Source organism: Citrobacter sp. FP75, from assembly GCF_018342065.1.
Lineage (GTDB): Bacteria > Pseudomonadota > Gammaproteobacteria > Enterobacterales > Enterobacteriaceae > Citrobacter.
Window position 1 is genome coordinate 1,188,722 of sequence record NZ_JAFDOE010000001.1, and the last position, 12,502, is coordinate 1,201,223.

The 12,502-nt window shown below is 49.1% G+C and carries 16 protein-coding genes and 1 pseudogene; 4 read left to right on the plus strand and 13 right to left on the minus strand.

What is annotated here, in order from left to right; all coding sequences use genetic code 11:
- Positions 1-61 precede the first annotated feature (61 nt).
- Together mppA and JQ822_RS24540 are read left to right on the plus strand one after the other, a co-directional pair.
- The gene (mppA, locus tag JQ822_RS05875; protein ID WP_213132651.1) at positions 62-1,675 is read left to right on the plus strand and encodes a murein tripeptide ABC transporter substrate-binding protein MppA; all 1,614 of its coding nucleotides are present in this window, start codon (positions 62-64) and stop codon (positions 1,673-1,675) included.
- Positions 1,676-1,761: 86 nt separating this feature from the next.
- Positions 1,762-1,866: pseudogene (locus JQ822_RS24540) on the plus strand (thioredoxin family protein); the annotation flags it as partial.
- Between the two features lie 64 nt (positions 1,867-1,930).
- Here the strand turns inward: JQ822_RS24540 and JQ822_RS05885 are convergent.
- The gene (locus JQ822_RS05885) at positions 1,931-2,701 is read right to left on the minus strand and encodes a DeoR/GlpR family DNA-binding transcription regulator (RefSeq protein ID WP_213132652.1); all 771 of its coding nucleotides are present in this window, start codon (positions 2,699-2,701) and stop codon (positions 1,931-1,933) included.
- Positions 2,702-2,820: 119 nt separating this feature from the next.
- Between JQ822_RS05885 and JQ822_RS05890 the strand changes: the two genes are divergently transcribed.
- A complete protein-coding gene (locus tag JQ822_RS05890; protein WP_213132980.1) occupies positions 2,821-3,204 on the plus strand; it encodes a VOC family protein in 384 nt (127 codons plus the stop codon).
- A gap of 38 nt (positions 3,205-3,242) precedes the next feature.
- On the opposite strand, the gene JQ822_RS05895 is transcribed toward JQ822_RS05890, so the two are convergent.
- Positions 3,243-4,274, minus strand: a complete 1,032-nt coding sequence (locus JQ822_RS05895) for a mechanosensitive ion channel family protein (protein ID WP_213132653.1) — start codon at positions 4,272-4,274, stop codon at positions 3,243-3,245.
- 248 nt (positions 4,275-4,522) lie between these two features.
- On the opposite strand from JQ822_RS05895, the gene JQ822_RS05900 reads away from it, so the two are divergent.
- A complete protein-coding gene (locus tag JQ822_RS05900) occupies positions 4,523-4,783 on the plus strand; it encodes a DUF2534 family protein (protein WP_135321944.1) in 261 nt (86 codons plus the stop codon).
- Between the two features lie 55 nt (positions 4,784-4,838).
- Here the strand turns inward: JQ822_RS05900 and uspE are convergent, their stop codons facing one another.
- The 11 genes from uspE to JQ822_RS05950 all read right to left on the minus strand — a co-directional run bounded on the left by uspE (position 4,839) and on the right by JQ822_RS05950 (position 12,340).
- A complete protein-coding gene (gene uspE / locus JQ822_RS05905; RefSeq protein WP_213132654.1) occupies positions 4,839-5,789 on the minus strand; it encodes a universal stress protein UspE in 951 nt (316 codons plus the stop codon).
- Between the two features lie 137 nt (positions 5,790-5,926).
- A complete protein-coding gene (locus JQ822_RS05910) occupies positions 5,927-7,213 on the minus strand; it encodes a site-specific integrase (protein ID WP_213132655.1) in 1,287 nt (428 codons plus the stop codon).
- A complete protein-coding gene (gene xisR / locus JQ822_RS05915) occupies positions 7,213-7,428 on the minus strand; it encodes an excisionase family protein (protein WP_213132656.1) in 216 nt (71 codons plus the stop codon). The genes JQ822_RS05910 and xisR overlap by 1 nt, the downstream gene beginning before the upstream one ends.
- A 284-nt stretch (positions 7,429-7,712) precedes the next feature.
- Complete coding sequence (locus JQ822_RS05920; protein ID WP_138828463.1) at positions 7,713-7,961, minus strand: hypothetical protein; 249 nt, start codon at positions 7,959-7,961, stop codon at positions 7,713-7,715.
- Positions 7,962-8,251: 290 nt separating this feature from the next.
- On the minus strand, positions 8,252-9,055 hold the full coding sequence (locus tag JQ822_RS05925) for a hypothetical protein (protein WP_213132657.1): 804 nt from the start codon (positions 9,053-9,055) through the stop codon (positions 8,252-8,254).
- 8 nt (positions 9,056-9,063) lie between these two features.
- A complete protein-coding gene (locus JQ822_RS05930) occupies positions 9,064-10,224 on the minus strand; it encodes a hypothetical protein (protein ID WP_213132658.1) in 1,161 nt (386 codons plus the stop codon).
- Between the two features lie 38 nt (positions 10,225-10,262).
- Complete coding sequence (locus tag JQ822_RS05935; protein WP_213132659.1) at positions 10,263-11,033, minus strand: hypothetical protein; 771 nt, start codon at positions 11,031-11,033, stop codon at positions 10,263-10,265.
- On the minus strand, positions 11,030-11,194 hold the full coding sequence (locus JQ822_RS24605) for an ANR family transcriptional regulator (protein ID WP_446715005.1): 165 nt from the start codon (positions 11,192-11,194) through the stop codon (positions 11,030-11,032). Before JQ822_RS24605 ends, JQ822_RS05935 begins: the two co-directional genes overlap by 4 nt.
- The gene (locus JQ822_RS24325; protein WP_226792320.1) at positions 11,115-11,504 is read right to left on the minus strand and encodes a hypothetical protein; all 390 of its coding nucleotides are present in this window, start codon (positions 11,502-11,504) and stop codon (positions 11,115-11,117) included. The genes JQ822_RS24605 and JQ822_RS24325 overlap by 80 nt, the downstream gene beginning before the upstream one ends.
- Positions 11,504-12,106 (minus strand): 3'-5' exonuclease, encoded by a 603-nt coding sequence (locus JQ822_RS05945; protein ID WP_213132661.1) that lies wholly within the window; start codon positions 12,104-12,106, stop codon positions 11,504-11,506. The genes JQ822_RS24325 and JQ822_RS05945 overlap by 1 nt, the downstream gene beginning before the upstream one ends.
- 6 nt (positions 12,107-12,112) lie before the next feature.
- Positions 12,113-12,340 carry a hypothetical protein gene (locus JQ822_RS05950; RefSeq protein ID WP_043016517.1) on the minus strand — a complete coding sequence of 76 codons (228 nt, stop codon included), beginning with the start codon at positions 12,338-12,340 and terminating at the stop codon, positions 12,113-12,115.
- Positions 12,341-12,502 lie beyond the last annotated feature (162 nt).

Consider the following 12,502-nt stretch of genomic DNA (forward strand, 5'->3'; position numbering starts at 1 on the left):
ATTCCTGCTGGCGATACAAATAATTACACATTCACTTAATAGCCAGATTTGAGGGTATCTTATGAGGCATTCTGTTTCAGTAACCTGTTGTGCGCTGTTGGTTAGCAGCATTTCCTTGTCCCATGCTGCAGATGTACCCAGCGGTACGGTACTGGCAGAGAAACAAGAACTGGTGCGTCATATTAAAGATGAACCGGCCTCGCTCGATCCGGCCAAGGCCGTCGGGCTGCCCGAGATTCAGGTTATTCGTGATTTATTTGAAGGGCTGGTTAACCAGAACGAGAAGGGCGAAATCGTTCCTGGCGTTGCCACTCAATGGAAGAGTAACGATAACCGCATCTGGACATTTACGCTGCGTGATAACGCAAAATGGGCCGACGGTACGCCGGTGACGGCTCAGGATTTTGTCTATAGCTGGCAGCGTCTGGTGGATCCGAAAACACTATCCCCGTTTGCCTGGTTTGCGGCGCTAGCCGGGATCAACAATGCGCAGGCGATTATCGATGGTAAAGCTACGCCGGATAAGCTGGGCGTTAGTGCGGTCGATGCGCGTACCCTGAAGGTTCAACTGGATAAACCGTTGCCCTGGTTTGCGAATTTAACGGCTAACTTTGCGTTCTATCCGGTACAAAAAGCCAACGTCGAGAGCGGTAAAGAGTGGACGAGACCGGGTAATTTAATCGGTAACGGCGCTTATGTATTAAAAGATCGCGTGGTTAATGAAAAATTGGTGGTGGTACCAAATACGCATTATTGGGACAACGCAAAAACCGTGCTGCAAAAAGTAACCTTCCTGCCGATTAACCAGGAATCTGCGGCAACAAAACGTTATCTGGCCGGTGATATTGATATTACGGAATCCTTCCCGAAAAACATGTACCAGAAACTGTTGAAGGAAATTCCCGGACAAGTTTATACACCGCCGCAGCTCGGCACCTATTATTATGCGTTTAATACTCAGAAAGGCCCGACGGCCGATTCACGCGTGCGTCTGGCGCTCAGCATGACTATCGATCGTCGTTTGATGGCGGAAAAAGTCCTCGGGACCGGCGAAAAACCGGCCTGGCATTTTACGCCGGACGTCACGGCGGGATTTACGCCTGAACCTTCACCGTTCGAGCAAATGAGTCAGGAAGAGCTGAACGCGCAGGCGAAAACGTTGCTGCGTGCGGCGGGTTATGGACCACAAAAACCGCTGAATCTGACGCTGCTGTACAATACCTCCGAAAACCATCAGAAGATTGCCATCGCCGTCGCGTCTATGTGGAAGAAAAATCTGGGCGTTGATGTGAAGTTACAAAACCAGGAATGGAAAACCTATATCGATAGCCGCAACACCGGCAATTTCGATGTTATCCGCGCCTCCTGGGTGGGCGATTACAATGAACCGTCTACGTTCTTGTCGTTATTAACCTCGACCCACACGGGCAATATTTCGCGGTTTAATAATCCGGTGTACGATAAAGTGCTGACCCAGGCCACAATGGAAAATACTGAAAAAGCACGAAATGCGGACTATAACGCGGCAGAAAAAATTCTGATGGAGCAGGCACCTATTGCACCGATTTATCAGTACACCAACGGTCGTTTAATTAAGCCATGGCTGAAAGGGTATCCGATTACCAACCCTGAAGATGTGGCATACAGTCGCAGCATGTATATTGTGAAGCATTAATTTCTGTAGGGCTGGTGGGGATTTTCGCGCCAGCCCGTTTTCTTATTCTTCCGGCGGCTGATGTTCCCGACAAATCAGCTTTGCAGGTGGCGGAGGCTGAATTGGCTGGCGTGAAGTCCGTTCCTGCACTGGTGATCGACGGCAACGTGCTACATATCAACTTCGGCGCGCCCATCGAGGCGCTGAAATAGCGCAAAGCGTTCGGGAAGTGGCGTAAGTTATTTCCCGAACATACGAGCAAAAAGGGAAGAGGTTTTACACGGTATAAATACGGATGTCGTGCTCCTGAAAGGCGGTGTCGTACTGTTTGCTACTATTTTCCTCTACCACTATCACATCAATCTCACTACTCTGGGCGACCACATAGCGGGCCACTGCGGGGATCTTATCTGACGTCAGCGCGACAATGGTTTCATTGCACTGCTTAATTACTGCTTTCTTGAACTCACAGTCGGCGTAGTCAAACCCGGTTAATCCTGATTCCGGTGCCATCGCGCAGCCACCAATAAATCCCTGGTCAAATAAGATTCCCTTCACCTGGGATATCGCTGCGGTACCCACACTGCCGCCGGACGATCTCTGTACCTGGCCGCCGAGAATAATGACGTCGTACAACGGTTTTTTGAGCAGAACAGCGGCTATTTCCGGAGAATTGGTCACGACGGTTAAGGCCAGTTCGGCAGGCAATGCTTCTGCCATTGCTAAATTGGTTGTACCGGTATCGATAAAAATACAGCTGCCGGATTTGACCAGCCGGGCACACCGTTGCGCGATGCTGTTTTTTTTTGCCGTATCTTTCGTTTTTCGAAGCGTAATATCTTCAGATTCCGGCAAAGAAATGACGGCTCCGCCATATACTTTTTTGCATACGCCTTCTTTACTCAGTTCATGTAAATCCCGGCGAATAGTGTGTTCTGACACGCCCAGTCTGCTGGCAAGCTCGGAACAGATAACTCTGCCGTTTTCCTGCAGGATCTGATAAATCAGCGACTGGCGCTGTTCCGGGAATGCAGCATAATCGAGCATGAAAACTCCTAGTATAAATAAACACCGAGCAATAATAAGCATAATCGTGCATTATGACTGGCGATGTCAACATCCCTTAACGGGATCGTACGAGTACGGATAAACGAGAGAGGTTGGTGATGAAGATTGCTCATATGGCGCTGTGGACACAGGATCTCGAGCGACAGGCCCATTTCTGGATCACATTTTTTGGCGGCGAGATTAATGAAAAATACTGCAGTAAAACCAATCCTGGTTTTGAATCCTACTTTGTCAAAATCGGCGAGGATATTGCGATTGAATTAATGACCAAACCAGGGCTGTCTCAGGTGGTGCCTGACAATAACACCACCGGATGGATACATCTGGCGATTGCAGTTGATGGGGCTGATAACGTCAATTCAATGGCGATGCGCGCCAAAGAGCAGGGGATTTTAGTCTCTGGTCCACGCACCACCGGCGACGGATATTACGAAGCTGTGATACAGGATCCTGATGGAAATTTAATTGAGATTGTCGCCTGATCTCTGAATAAATTTGGCGCAGGACCCGTATCATCATTTTAATTTGCAGGCGCTTGTGTGGCGGCGTCTTCCATATAAAGCGTCTGGCTGGGGAAGGCAAAGTCAGCGCCGTTTTCCTGAACCAGGGTGATTATTTTTAAGTAAACATCCTGCTGTACAGCAAGCCACTCCTGCCAGACGGTTGTTTTGGTGAAGCAGTAGACCATGATATTCAGCGAAGAATCGGCAAACTCATTAAAATAGACCAGCAGGGTCTGCTTCTGGTCAATTCCAGGATGATTTTGTAGCATCTGTCTGACTGCATCGACGATTGTACTTATTTTATCGGCATCTTCATAACGTAACCCGATCACCGTTTTTATCCGTCGATTGCTCATCCTGCCCGGATTTTCTACGCTAATTGATGAGAAAATGGAGTTGGGCACATACAGCGGACGATGATCGAAGGTATTTATTTTGGTCATACGCCAACCAATTTCGGTCACCGTACCTTCGATATTTCTGTCCGGGGAGCGGATCCAGTCACCGATGCTGAACGGCCTGTCGAAATACAGCATGATGCCTGAGAAGAAATTGCTCAGAATATCTTTCCCCGCCATACCAACAGCAATACCACCGATGCCGCCAAAGGTTAACAGGCCAGACAGACTCATGCCGAAATGTTCGCCGTACAGCAAAATAATGGCGACCACGATTGTAATTTTAATAATACGCGACAGGATCCGGGCGCTGGTGATGTCCCGGCCTTTGTTGATCTGCGTTTTCTCAAACTGGTTAATAACCAGAAAGAGTTTTGTGGTCAAAATCAACGCAATCAATGAGGTACAGAGAAAGTCGACCACGCTGGGCGAGATAAATGCAAGCTTATAGCTGTCGATAACGTTATTGGCGATGCTGCCAAACGTACCGATAATAACGGCGTAGACGAAAAACTGCGCCGCGTGGAATATGAACCCTTTGCAGTGTTTTTCACTACGATGAAACCAGACGCTCATCAGTACTAATGCTGCACAGCAGCTGAGAATGACCGTCAGATTAAAGGCATTACTCATAAACAATTCAGCGATCATGATTCTCCCTGGCTACTCCGTGTTAGCAAAATATCATCTGATATCCTGATTATCAGGTATTTTACCCGCAACAGGCTGTCATATCATTCATCATGAGGAGATAGAAATAATATAATCAGCGATATTTTCAGTTGAATAACGTTGATGTCAAGCCCGTAAGCAGTTTATGTAGCAGACAGTTAGTTGATGTCATGGTATTGTTATCGCAAAGTAACAAGGTTTTCATCTGCACAAGAAAGGACGAGACTATGATCATGGCTAAGCTGAAGACAGCGAAGGGAAGAAAATTTCTGTTGTGTCTGCTTGGGGTGTTTATCATCGCAGCATCGGTGGTCACACGAGCCACTATCGGTGGGGTAATTGAACAGTACAATATTCCGCTTTCTGACTGGACAGCATCAATGTATGCCATTCAATCGGCAATGATTTGCGTCTACAGTATGGTGTTTACTATTCTGCTGGCGATCCCGCTTGGGATCTATTTCCTGGGTGGTGAGGATAAGCACTAAGCACTAAGCGCTTAGGATGCCGGATGACATCGCCATCCGGCATGTTACTGCGTGGTTAATCGTCTTCTTCGTCGTCAAGTTCGACCGGCGTCTGGTACTGATCGGGTTTAATGACCAGTAGATCGCAACGTAGATGGTCGATGACCTGTTCCGCCGTGTTTCCCAGGAAAGCAGCTGAAATACCGGTACGCCCAACGGTACCCAGTACCACGATACCTGCCTGTAAATGCTCCGCTAAATCAGGAATGACCTCTTCAGGCAGTCCTTTTTCAACGTGTGTGACTTTCTCATCAATGCTGAATTTCTGGCGCAGCGCCTTCATGGCCAGCAGGTGCTGTCCACGGATTGCGTCGTTATAAACACTCGGATCAAATTCAGGTAGTTCAATGGCGATGTTGATAGGGGTAACAGGGTAGGCACCGACCAGGTGGACTTCGGTATGGTTGACCTGCTCTGCGAGTAGTATCGTCTCTTTGACCAGTTTTTCGTTGAGCGCGTTGTGATAAGCCTCTTCACTGGCGAGGTTGACCGCAACCAGCGCTTTCCCGCCTTCCGGCCACGGCTGGTCTTTGACCATCCACACCGGGCTTGGGCACTTACGCAATAAATGCCAGTCGGTCGGGGTGAAAATCACCGCTTCCAGGCGGTCGTGCTGGTGCGCCATTTTAAGGACCAGGTCGTGCTTAGCACTGATGACTTCCTGGATGATGGCTTCGAAGGGACGGTTGTGCCAGACCACTTTAATATCAAGAGGAATACCTGCATCAATATAGTATTTCGCTTGTTCACGTATCCATGCTGTTCGCTGACTGATGACACCCTGACGCATTGCCGTACGCTCATCTGGCGACAGCAGGGTGGTCATCTCATAAGAAAAGTCATAGATCGGCAGAAAGGCTTTAATTTTGCCACCAATCCGTTGATGCAAATAAACAGCTCGCCGTAATGCAGGTTGATCGTCCTGGTTCGGATCGATGACCACCAGCATATTTTGATACATAGCCATACAGGGTCTCCTTACAACTGTCACCGCAGTTTGTAACTAAAAGAGTAACCCAATAATGTGGATTGAAACAGGGGAGAACCTCCTGCCAGATCAATAAATCGGGAAAATCTATAGATTTCGTTCACATCTCGCTAAAACTAAACGACTTTTCTCAGTATTTGTGCCCCTTTGGGGCGCCCTGGGGGCAACGCTGTTGGCATACGATTATTTAGCATACTGACTTGATCCTGGTTCATATCACCAATCCATTTTGAATAGACTTCGTAAACCATACGCGCATCTTCGTGTCCCATCTGACTGGCAATAAACGAAGGATTTGCCCCAGCGGAGAGTGCCCAGCAGGCATAAGTGTGTCGGGACTGATAGGCGTGCCGGTTTCTTATATGAGCGAGCCTGATGCCGCGTCGCCATCCATAAGAAATCGATGTTTTACAAAAGTAGCCGTTCTTTCTTTTGGAGTTAGATCTTGGAACAAAAACAAATCTGATTTCCTGTAGCTCAGTTCTCCCGTGCTCTCTGTGATGAAAGCAGATCTCCTTTTTAGGTAATACACCGGTTACTTTAAACTGCTCTTTTAGCGCATCAAGAGCAGGTTTCAGAAGCGTAATGGTCCTGATCCCGGCGTCGGTTTTAGGCGGGACAAATAAGCCTTTATTCGTCAGATTCCTTGATATGTGAATTTCGCCCTTATGGAGGTCAATATCGTCCCAGGCAAGGGCACATAATTCGCCATGTCTCATGCCGGTATGTACAGCGAACGTCCAGATGAGCGCGTGATATTGGGGCAGAATAGAAATCAAAGACTGGTATTCCTGCAAAGTGAGAGGATCGGGTTCTCTTTTTGAAACTTTGAGCTGCGTGACTCCTTCATAAGGGATATGAGTTATAAACTGGCTCCGGTTTGCCAGTTTCAGCATCTCAGCCAGCACGCTCATCCGTGCATTTACGGTTAGCGGTGAACGCCCTTGTTTTAGCAAATTGGGCAGACCGGGATTCACTACCGGGCCAGTCAGTAGCTCCTTTCGATATCTTAGTAGATCAGCATGCTGGATGTTCTCTATGAGGGTATTGCCACCCACGATCCGCAGAAGGGTATTAATGCCGGATTTTATGGTGATTAAAGATGCTGCGGATACCTCAAGTGCTTTAGATTCGGTAAACAGATCGCATAACTCCTTGAACGTTGTGATCCGCTTTGTACTGCCAAACTTACTGAGTGCCTTTGATTCCGGAAACCGCTGTGCGTAGTCGAACTGACCTAACTGGATTTCGCTGACAATAACGGCCCGAAGGTTACCCGCCTTTCTCAGATTACTGTTGGTTGCCTGCCAGCCACGCAACACTTCGCGGCAACGAATGCCGCGATAGGTGAATGTGATTCTGATTTTCCCATTATGCAACTCAACACCTGTCGGGAAATCCATTACGCCTCCTGAACGAACCTGTTTATTCGGGGGTAGTTGTACCAGAGGACACCATTGCTGCTGCTGGTCTCTCCCAATGCGGTCAGATGTTTAAAGTGAACACCCTCGATCCACACTCCCAAACGATAGTTTTTAATTTGCCCTTTTGAGAGGCCAGTTCTTTCGCTTAGCCGGGTTTCAACTACCCATTCTTCATTGAAGACGATATCTGGCATGGTCTGTATCTCGTGTTTGCCCGCCGAACGCGCGCAAAAGCCCAGTCCGCCGGATATGGTCTTCTCCGGCGGAGTTTAATCAGGCTGGTGGCGGTGGGGCGGGACAGTAGTTGGACGGATTAAGAAAAAGTGAAATGCTGCTTTGTGATAGTGAAAACAACGGAAAAGAGCCCGCACGGAGAAGCGGGCTAAAAGACTACATTTTATTTTATTGGTATTCTTTCGTTCTGATGCCTCATAACTCTGGCAGAAACGCATGATGCTATTTAGGCATCGACAGGAGATTATTCAGTCGGTTGATCCAGTTCGGAAAGTGAATGTCCGGTAAGTTCCCATTCCACATCACGCCCCTGATACTGCGGCATTACTTCTCCTTTTGTAACACCGGTTACAACTTTATAAGTTTCGCTTTTCCAGACGCCAGTCTGTCCACATACCTCGCCCGAGTTTGCCGTTGTCCCTGGAGGTAACGGTTTGATTGAGTAATCCGTATTGAAATCGAAGTAACTGCCACCTGTAATCGGGGAAACCATACCTACTCCATTATCTCTATTGATGGTTACAATTTTTAAGCGACATTCGATTTTGAAACTTAAGTTTTTTAGTCCAAAAAAATACTTGTGTAGTGTATTTTTGATCTGCTTATTGTGTATTTAACCAGTTCAATATTTTGGTTATGGTGAAAATATTGGATTTTAAGTGATGTTTTTGGGTGCTGGATAGGCGAAATAATATTCAAAAGTGAGGAAACCGTCGCTTTCTACTGGTTGGTCTCATACATACCGGTTTCGACTGCGAGCTCCCTTGCAGCCGCTTTTCACTGTCACACCGCTGCTGGATGAACGAATTCGGCGTGGACACCTTCTTCGCTGTCGAATATGGAGAACAGGAACCAGTCTTCACCCTCTGGGGGGATAGGGTTCCATTCTTCGACTGCTGCAACATCATCCATACATCGTTCGAAAAGGGCATCGTCCTGATCTGACAGGTCAACGACCTTTACCTCGAGCCCATGCGACCTGAACCAATCATTTATCTCGGCAGGTGGGGTGCTTTCATCCCAGCCAGGTTGTAAAGCTGATGCCGGATGTGACCAGCGGCCAATGTGATCGCGTTCAACTGGGACGGGTCCAATGGGCAGGTAAAGCAATTCTGCCAGGCGGCGGGATATAACAGAGTCGATGCAGCAGGATAACGCCATCAGATCGAGCTGATCCATTTGCTGAATACGAGTCGATGTTGAGAACTGGGTTGCCAGCGCGCCCTGCAGATCAACAACTTCAACGGCACGAATCTGGCTCACTGTGTTGCTGAGAGTCAGACTGGGCACTAACTTTTCGGCACCGGCAGAAAGCTCCAATTGCTGGTCAGGCATCAGGTTTGGTGCAACGGACGCCAGTACTGTAATGATTTCGCTGACAGCGTCTGATTGTTTCACTGCATGCTGGTGGAGCAGTTCGCTCTCAGCTGCCAGGTTAATCATTTGCTGATGTTGAACATCCGCCAATTGGCGCTGTACCTGCCAGCGTGAAAGTAGTTCTTTAAGCACCGGGCCTGCTTCGCTGTAGCCAGCCAGTTTCGTCGCTGTTTCGATCAACTCAGCGTCAGTTTTGTGTTGTAGGCTCATAATTCCTCTTATGCTGCGTTGGTTTTGGGCCAGTTTTCCGCCTGCCAGTCTTTAACGACGTTCATACAGGCTGCGTGCACCTGACGTGCAGTCGCGATACCGAATCCTTTAACCAGGTTGGAGAGTTCTTCCGGGGTATGGCTTACTACAGTCCACAGGCTGTAAAGACCGGAGGCGTTTAGCAGATCAAGCCACTTGTCCTGCAGGGGAAGGTTGCTGAGTGGAGTCGCCATAGCCCACTCGGTACGCTGAACCAGGTGAGGGTGAGTATCGCCAAGCAGCTCTATAATCCGTCGGTTTAACGCAATCCCCAGAGCAGAGGACCAGGCTGATTTGAACTGGTCAAGAATTGGATAGCGCGCACGACACCACTGCGTAACGGATACCAGAACTGATATGCCGGAGTTGCTCCGAATCTCGATATGCCAGTCAATATCCTGAAGCAGGTCGAGATGCAGATCCCGGTCGGTGGATCCCAGCGTAAGTCGCCAGCCGAAGGTGTAAAAGTAAAACTGGAGACCGCTGTCGTCGGCAGCCGGGTACCAGATAGGTTCAACGTCACCGTCAATACGCTGGAGCCGTGTCCGCAACTCTTCGTTTTCAAGACTTAATTCGGCGTTCTGCTGGATGGCGACCGCCAGATTGGTTTTCGTCGTGGCCAGCTCGCCGCGGATCTTCCGCATCTCTTGTTTTTGCTGGTCGAGAAGCGTAGTTTTACTGGCGATGGTTTCTTTGAGGCTGACTATCTGCGTTTTCTGGCGTTCCGGGTTCATCGACTTGAACTGATCATTCTCTGTCTTCAGCTGTCGCTTATCACCCTGCAGAACAGCAATCTGTGCTTTTGCGATTTCCTCTGCGGCCCGCGCTTCTTTTGTTGTTAACTCCATATCAGCCAGCTTTTCAGCGAATCCTGTTGCCTGAAGTCCCAGCGTGGTGTTTCGGTCATCCAGTGCTTCGCATTGCTCAACGACAGCGTTGAACTCGTCAACCTGTAGGTTGTATTGCTCGATAACCAGCACTTCTAACTGGTCAGTCAATGCGAGAGCACTTTCGACAGATGCCCGGGAAATGCCGGCAGTCTGTTCGACGGCCAGCTCGAGCTGGGAGCGAACAGGGCGCAATGAGGTAGCCAGCACGCTGGCAACCGTAGTTTCGGTATTGTTGGTCATGGGTATCTCGTGATTGGCTGCCAGGAGCAGCCTTCAGGTTAATCGTGGCAGGGGTAAGAGATATCTTCCGGATCGCAGTCAATGGCTATTTTGGACATGCCGTAGTAAAGAGCCTGAACCATACGTTCAAAGCGGTTAGGGGATATTTCTTTGCTGGCAGGTTTCCCGTCCAGAACTGCTGAATAAACCTGTCCGAGCGGAATATCTATATCTCCTTGCCAGTGATCCTTGGTCCGGAATACTTCTCCATCCCTTGTCGAAATGGCAATACGATACTGAAGGTCATACTCGCTACGCGTGTGGAAACTGCTGCTTTCCCCTGGGTTCTTGTCGAAGAAAAGATGATGAAATCCCTGAACGTGGTTGCTTTCTTTGTAGATGACCTTCGGTGCTTCCCAGCCATTTTCAAAGGCTTCTTCATGATGGGCATCCATGAAGGCTTCCATAAAGTCAGAAAGGAGGATCACTGGTGGGAAGTCATGCTCTTTAAGCGTTTCATCCAGAAGAGTGCCAAGACGGGCTTTCATATCGTCTTCCAGACCGGCGCTTTCCCACTGACGCTTCATACTCTCAACAATGATGGCGTTGTAGCGTTTCAGTTCGAAGAGATTAGAGATATCGCCCGGGAGCGCAGCTTTAACGGACTCTTTGACCAGCTTGGACATGCCGTCGTAGCGACTAAAGCAATCATCAACGATGCCTTTGAACATACTCTCAATGCCTTTATCGATCATCTCAACGGCTTTAGGCGAATTAGCGAACTCGGTTACGCGCTCACAAAGCAGCGCTGCAAGGGTTTTCTCTGTCATTCTGATACCTCCATGCTGCGGCGCTGGCAGATGTCAGCGCGAACGTTACGGTAATGCATATTTGCTTCTGAGCAGGGGTACTCAGTCGATTTCCGCCAGAATGCCTGTGCTGTTTTGTAGTTCCCGCGCCGTTCTTCGCTGGCGGCGCGCTCGGTGATCATCCTGCCTTGCTCTTTCATCTTTTGAGCCAGTGTTTTCATAGGTGCTAACCTTCGTATTCTCGAAATAACAGGTAATGACGCGGCTGTAGCCGATAACGAATAACAGCCGGTCAGTTGTGCGCAGATACCGATATCCGCGGCGTCGCTGCAATCCCAGTTTTCGCAGTCTTGCCTTGGTCAGGGGCTTTGCCTGCAGAAGATCGTCGATGATGAAACAGGGAAGGGATTGCCGCCGTTCGGTGTAACGCCGTATGGCGTGGTCAGTAATGCTGTTAACCATCGCCAGACGTGGGATGGTAATGTCAGTCATTAGCGGGATTTAAACTCCGTAATGGCCTTAAGAAGCCGGATTTGCCAGAGACAGTCGTTAAGCGGCATGTGAATGCCGGTGGAAAGATGTTTAAGCGAAGAGGCAACAAATCCGTTGCGTTCGGCATCATTAAGCAGTGACTGGACATCATTCACATTACGGCGAAACCAGGGCACCTGAACGTCAGCATGCCTGAAGGCGTTTTCCCACTGTGGGATATCGAAGCGCGCTGGCTTTGCCCAGATATGCACTGACTGATGTAAATCACTGAGGCCCGGCGTCTCATCTTCCTGCCAGGTCCGGCGACAGGAGTCGAGCACGAAACGATAGAACTCGCAGCATGCCGAACGAATGGAAATGCGGTCCTCGTCGCCGTAGAACACAGACTGTTGTGTCTCTTTATCCCGCGCCATCCACCAGGCCACAGTGCTGGCATCAATTACCGTTCCGGGCTGACGGTCATGACTGATGCTAATAACTTTCTCAGCGAGCGGGGTGAAGGTGTGTGGATCGAACTGAACTAACCCAACCTGAGCAATATGCGCGTTGGGCAGAACGGATAACGTTTCGTTATCGATCATGATATGAACGGGTTCTTGCATAATTACCTACATCTGCATTGCGAAGTTGAGAAAAGCCAGTGCAAAGGCGCACAGCACCACGGCGAAAAGTACCGGCCAGCGCAACTGACTATCTGGCGGCATCACAGTTACAGGCTCCGGATGCTTGTTAAAACGCGCCTGGCAGCGTGGGTGAGGCCGGAAAGGATCATTGATAAAGATGGTTTGACGGGCGTTACGGGCCGCCATGGATTTTGTTAACACCTGAGATTTCATGTATATTTCTCCTGCTCCTTACTCTCCGTTAGGGGCAATACCAGTCAAACTGCTAACCTTGTCTGGTATCTCGTGTAATCAGCGGTTTGGTCGCTGCTGATTGGGATAGCCCCGGTTTGGTCGCCGGGGCTTTTCTCTTTGTGAGGTGCCTGCTTTTATCCA

Coding starts and splice junctions, on each gene's coding strand:
- JQ822_RS05925 (WP_213132657.1), bottom strand. CDS start 9,055: ATGAGCCTACAACACAAAACTGACGCTGAGTTGATCGAAACAGCGACG.
- mppA (WP_213132651.1), top strand. CDS start 62: ATGAGGCATTCTGTTTCAGTAACCTGTTGTGCGCTGTTGGTTAGCAGC.
- JQ822_RS05930 (WP_213132658.1), bottom strand. CDS start 10,224: ATGACCAACAATACCGAAACTACGGTTGCCAGCGTGCTGGCTACCTCA.
- JQ822_RS05910 (WP_213132655.1), bottom strand. CDS start 7,213: ATGGATTTCCCGACAGGTGTTGAGTTGCATAATGGGAAAATCAGAATC.
- JQ822_RS05920 (WP_138828463.1), bottom strand. CDS start 7,961: ATGGTTTCCCCGATTACAGGTGGCAGTTACTTCGATTTCAATACGGAT.
- JQ822_RS05900 (WP_135321944.1), top strand. CDS start 4,523: ATGATCATGGCTAAGCTGAAGACAGCGAAGGGAAGAAAATTTCTGTTG.
- JQ822_RS05890 (WP_213132980.1), top strand. CDS start 2,821: ATGAAGATTGCTCATATGGCGCTGTGGACACAGGATCTCGAGCGACAG.
- JQ822_RS24605 (WP_446715005.1), bottom strand. CDS start 11,194: ATGATCACCGAGCGCGCCGCCAGCGAAGAACGGCGCGGGAACTACAAA.
- uspE (WP_213132654.1), bottom strand. CDS start 5,789: ATGGCTATGTATCAAAATATGCTGGTGGTCATCGATCCGAACCAGGAC.
- xisR (WP_213132656.1), bottom strand. CDS start 7,428: ATGCCAGATATCGTCTTCAATGAAGAATGGGTAGTTGAAACCCGGCTA.
- JQ822_RS05885 (WP_213132652.1), bottom strand. CDS start 2,701: ATGCTCGATTATGCTGCATTCCCGGAACAGCGCCAGTCGCTGATTTAT.
- JQ822_RS05895 (WP_213132653.1), bottom strand. CDS start 4,274: ATGATCGCTGAATTGTTTATGAGTAATGCCTTTAATCTGACGGTCATT.
- JQ822_RS05950 (WP_043016517.1), bottom strand. CDS start 12,340: ATGAAATCTCAGGTGTTAACAAAATCCATGGCGGCCCGTAACGCCCGT.
- JQ822_RS05935 (WP_213132659.1), bottom strand. CDS start 11,033: ATGACAGAGAAAACCCTTGCAGCGCTGCTTTGTGAGCGCGTAACCGAG.
- JQ822_RS05945 (WP_213132661.1), bottom strand. CDS start 12,106: ATGCAAGAACCCGTTCATATCATGATCGATAACGAAACGTTATCCGTT.
- JQ822_RS24325 (WP_226792320.1), bottom strand. CDS start 11,504: ATGACTGACATTACCATCCCACGTCTGGCGATGGTTAACAGCATTACT.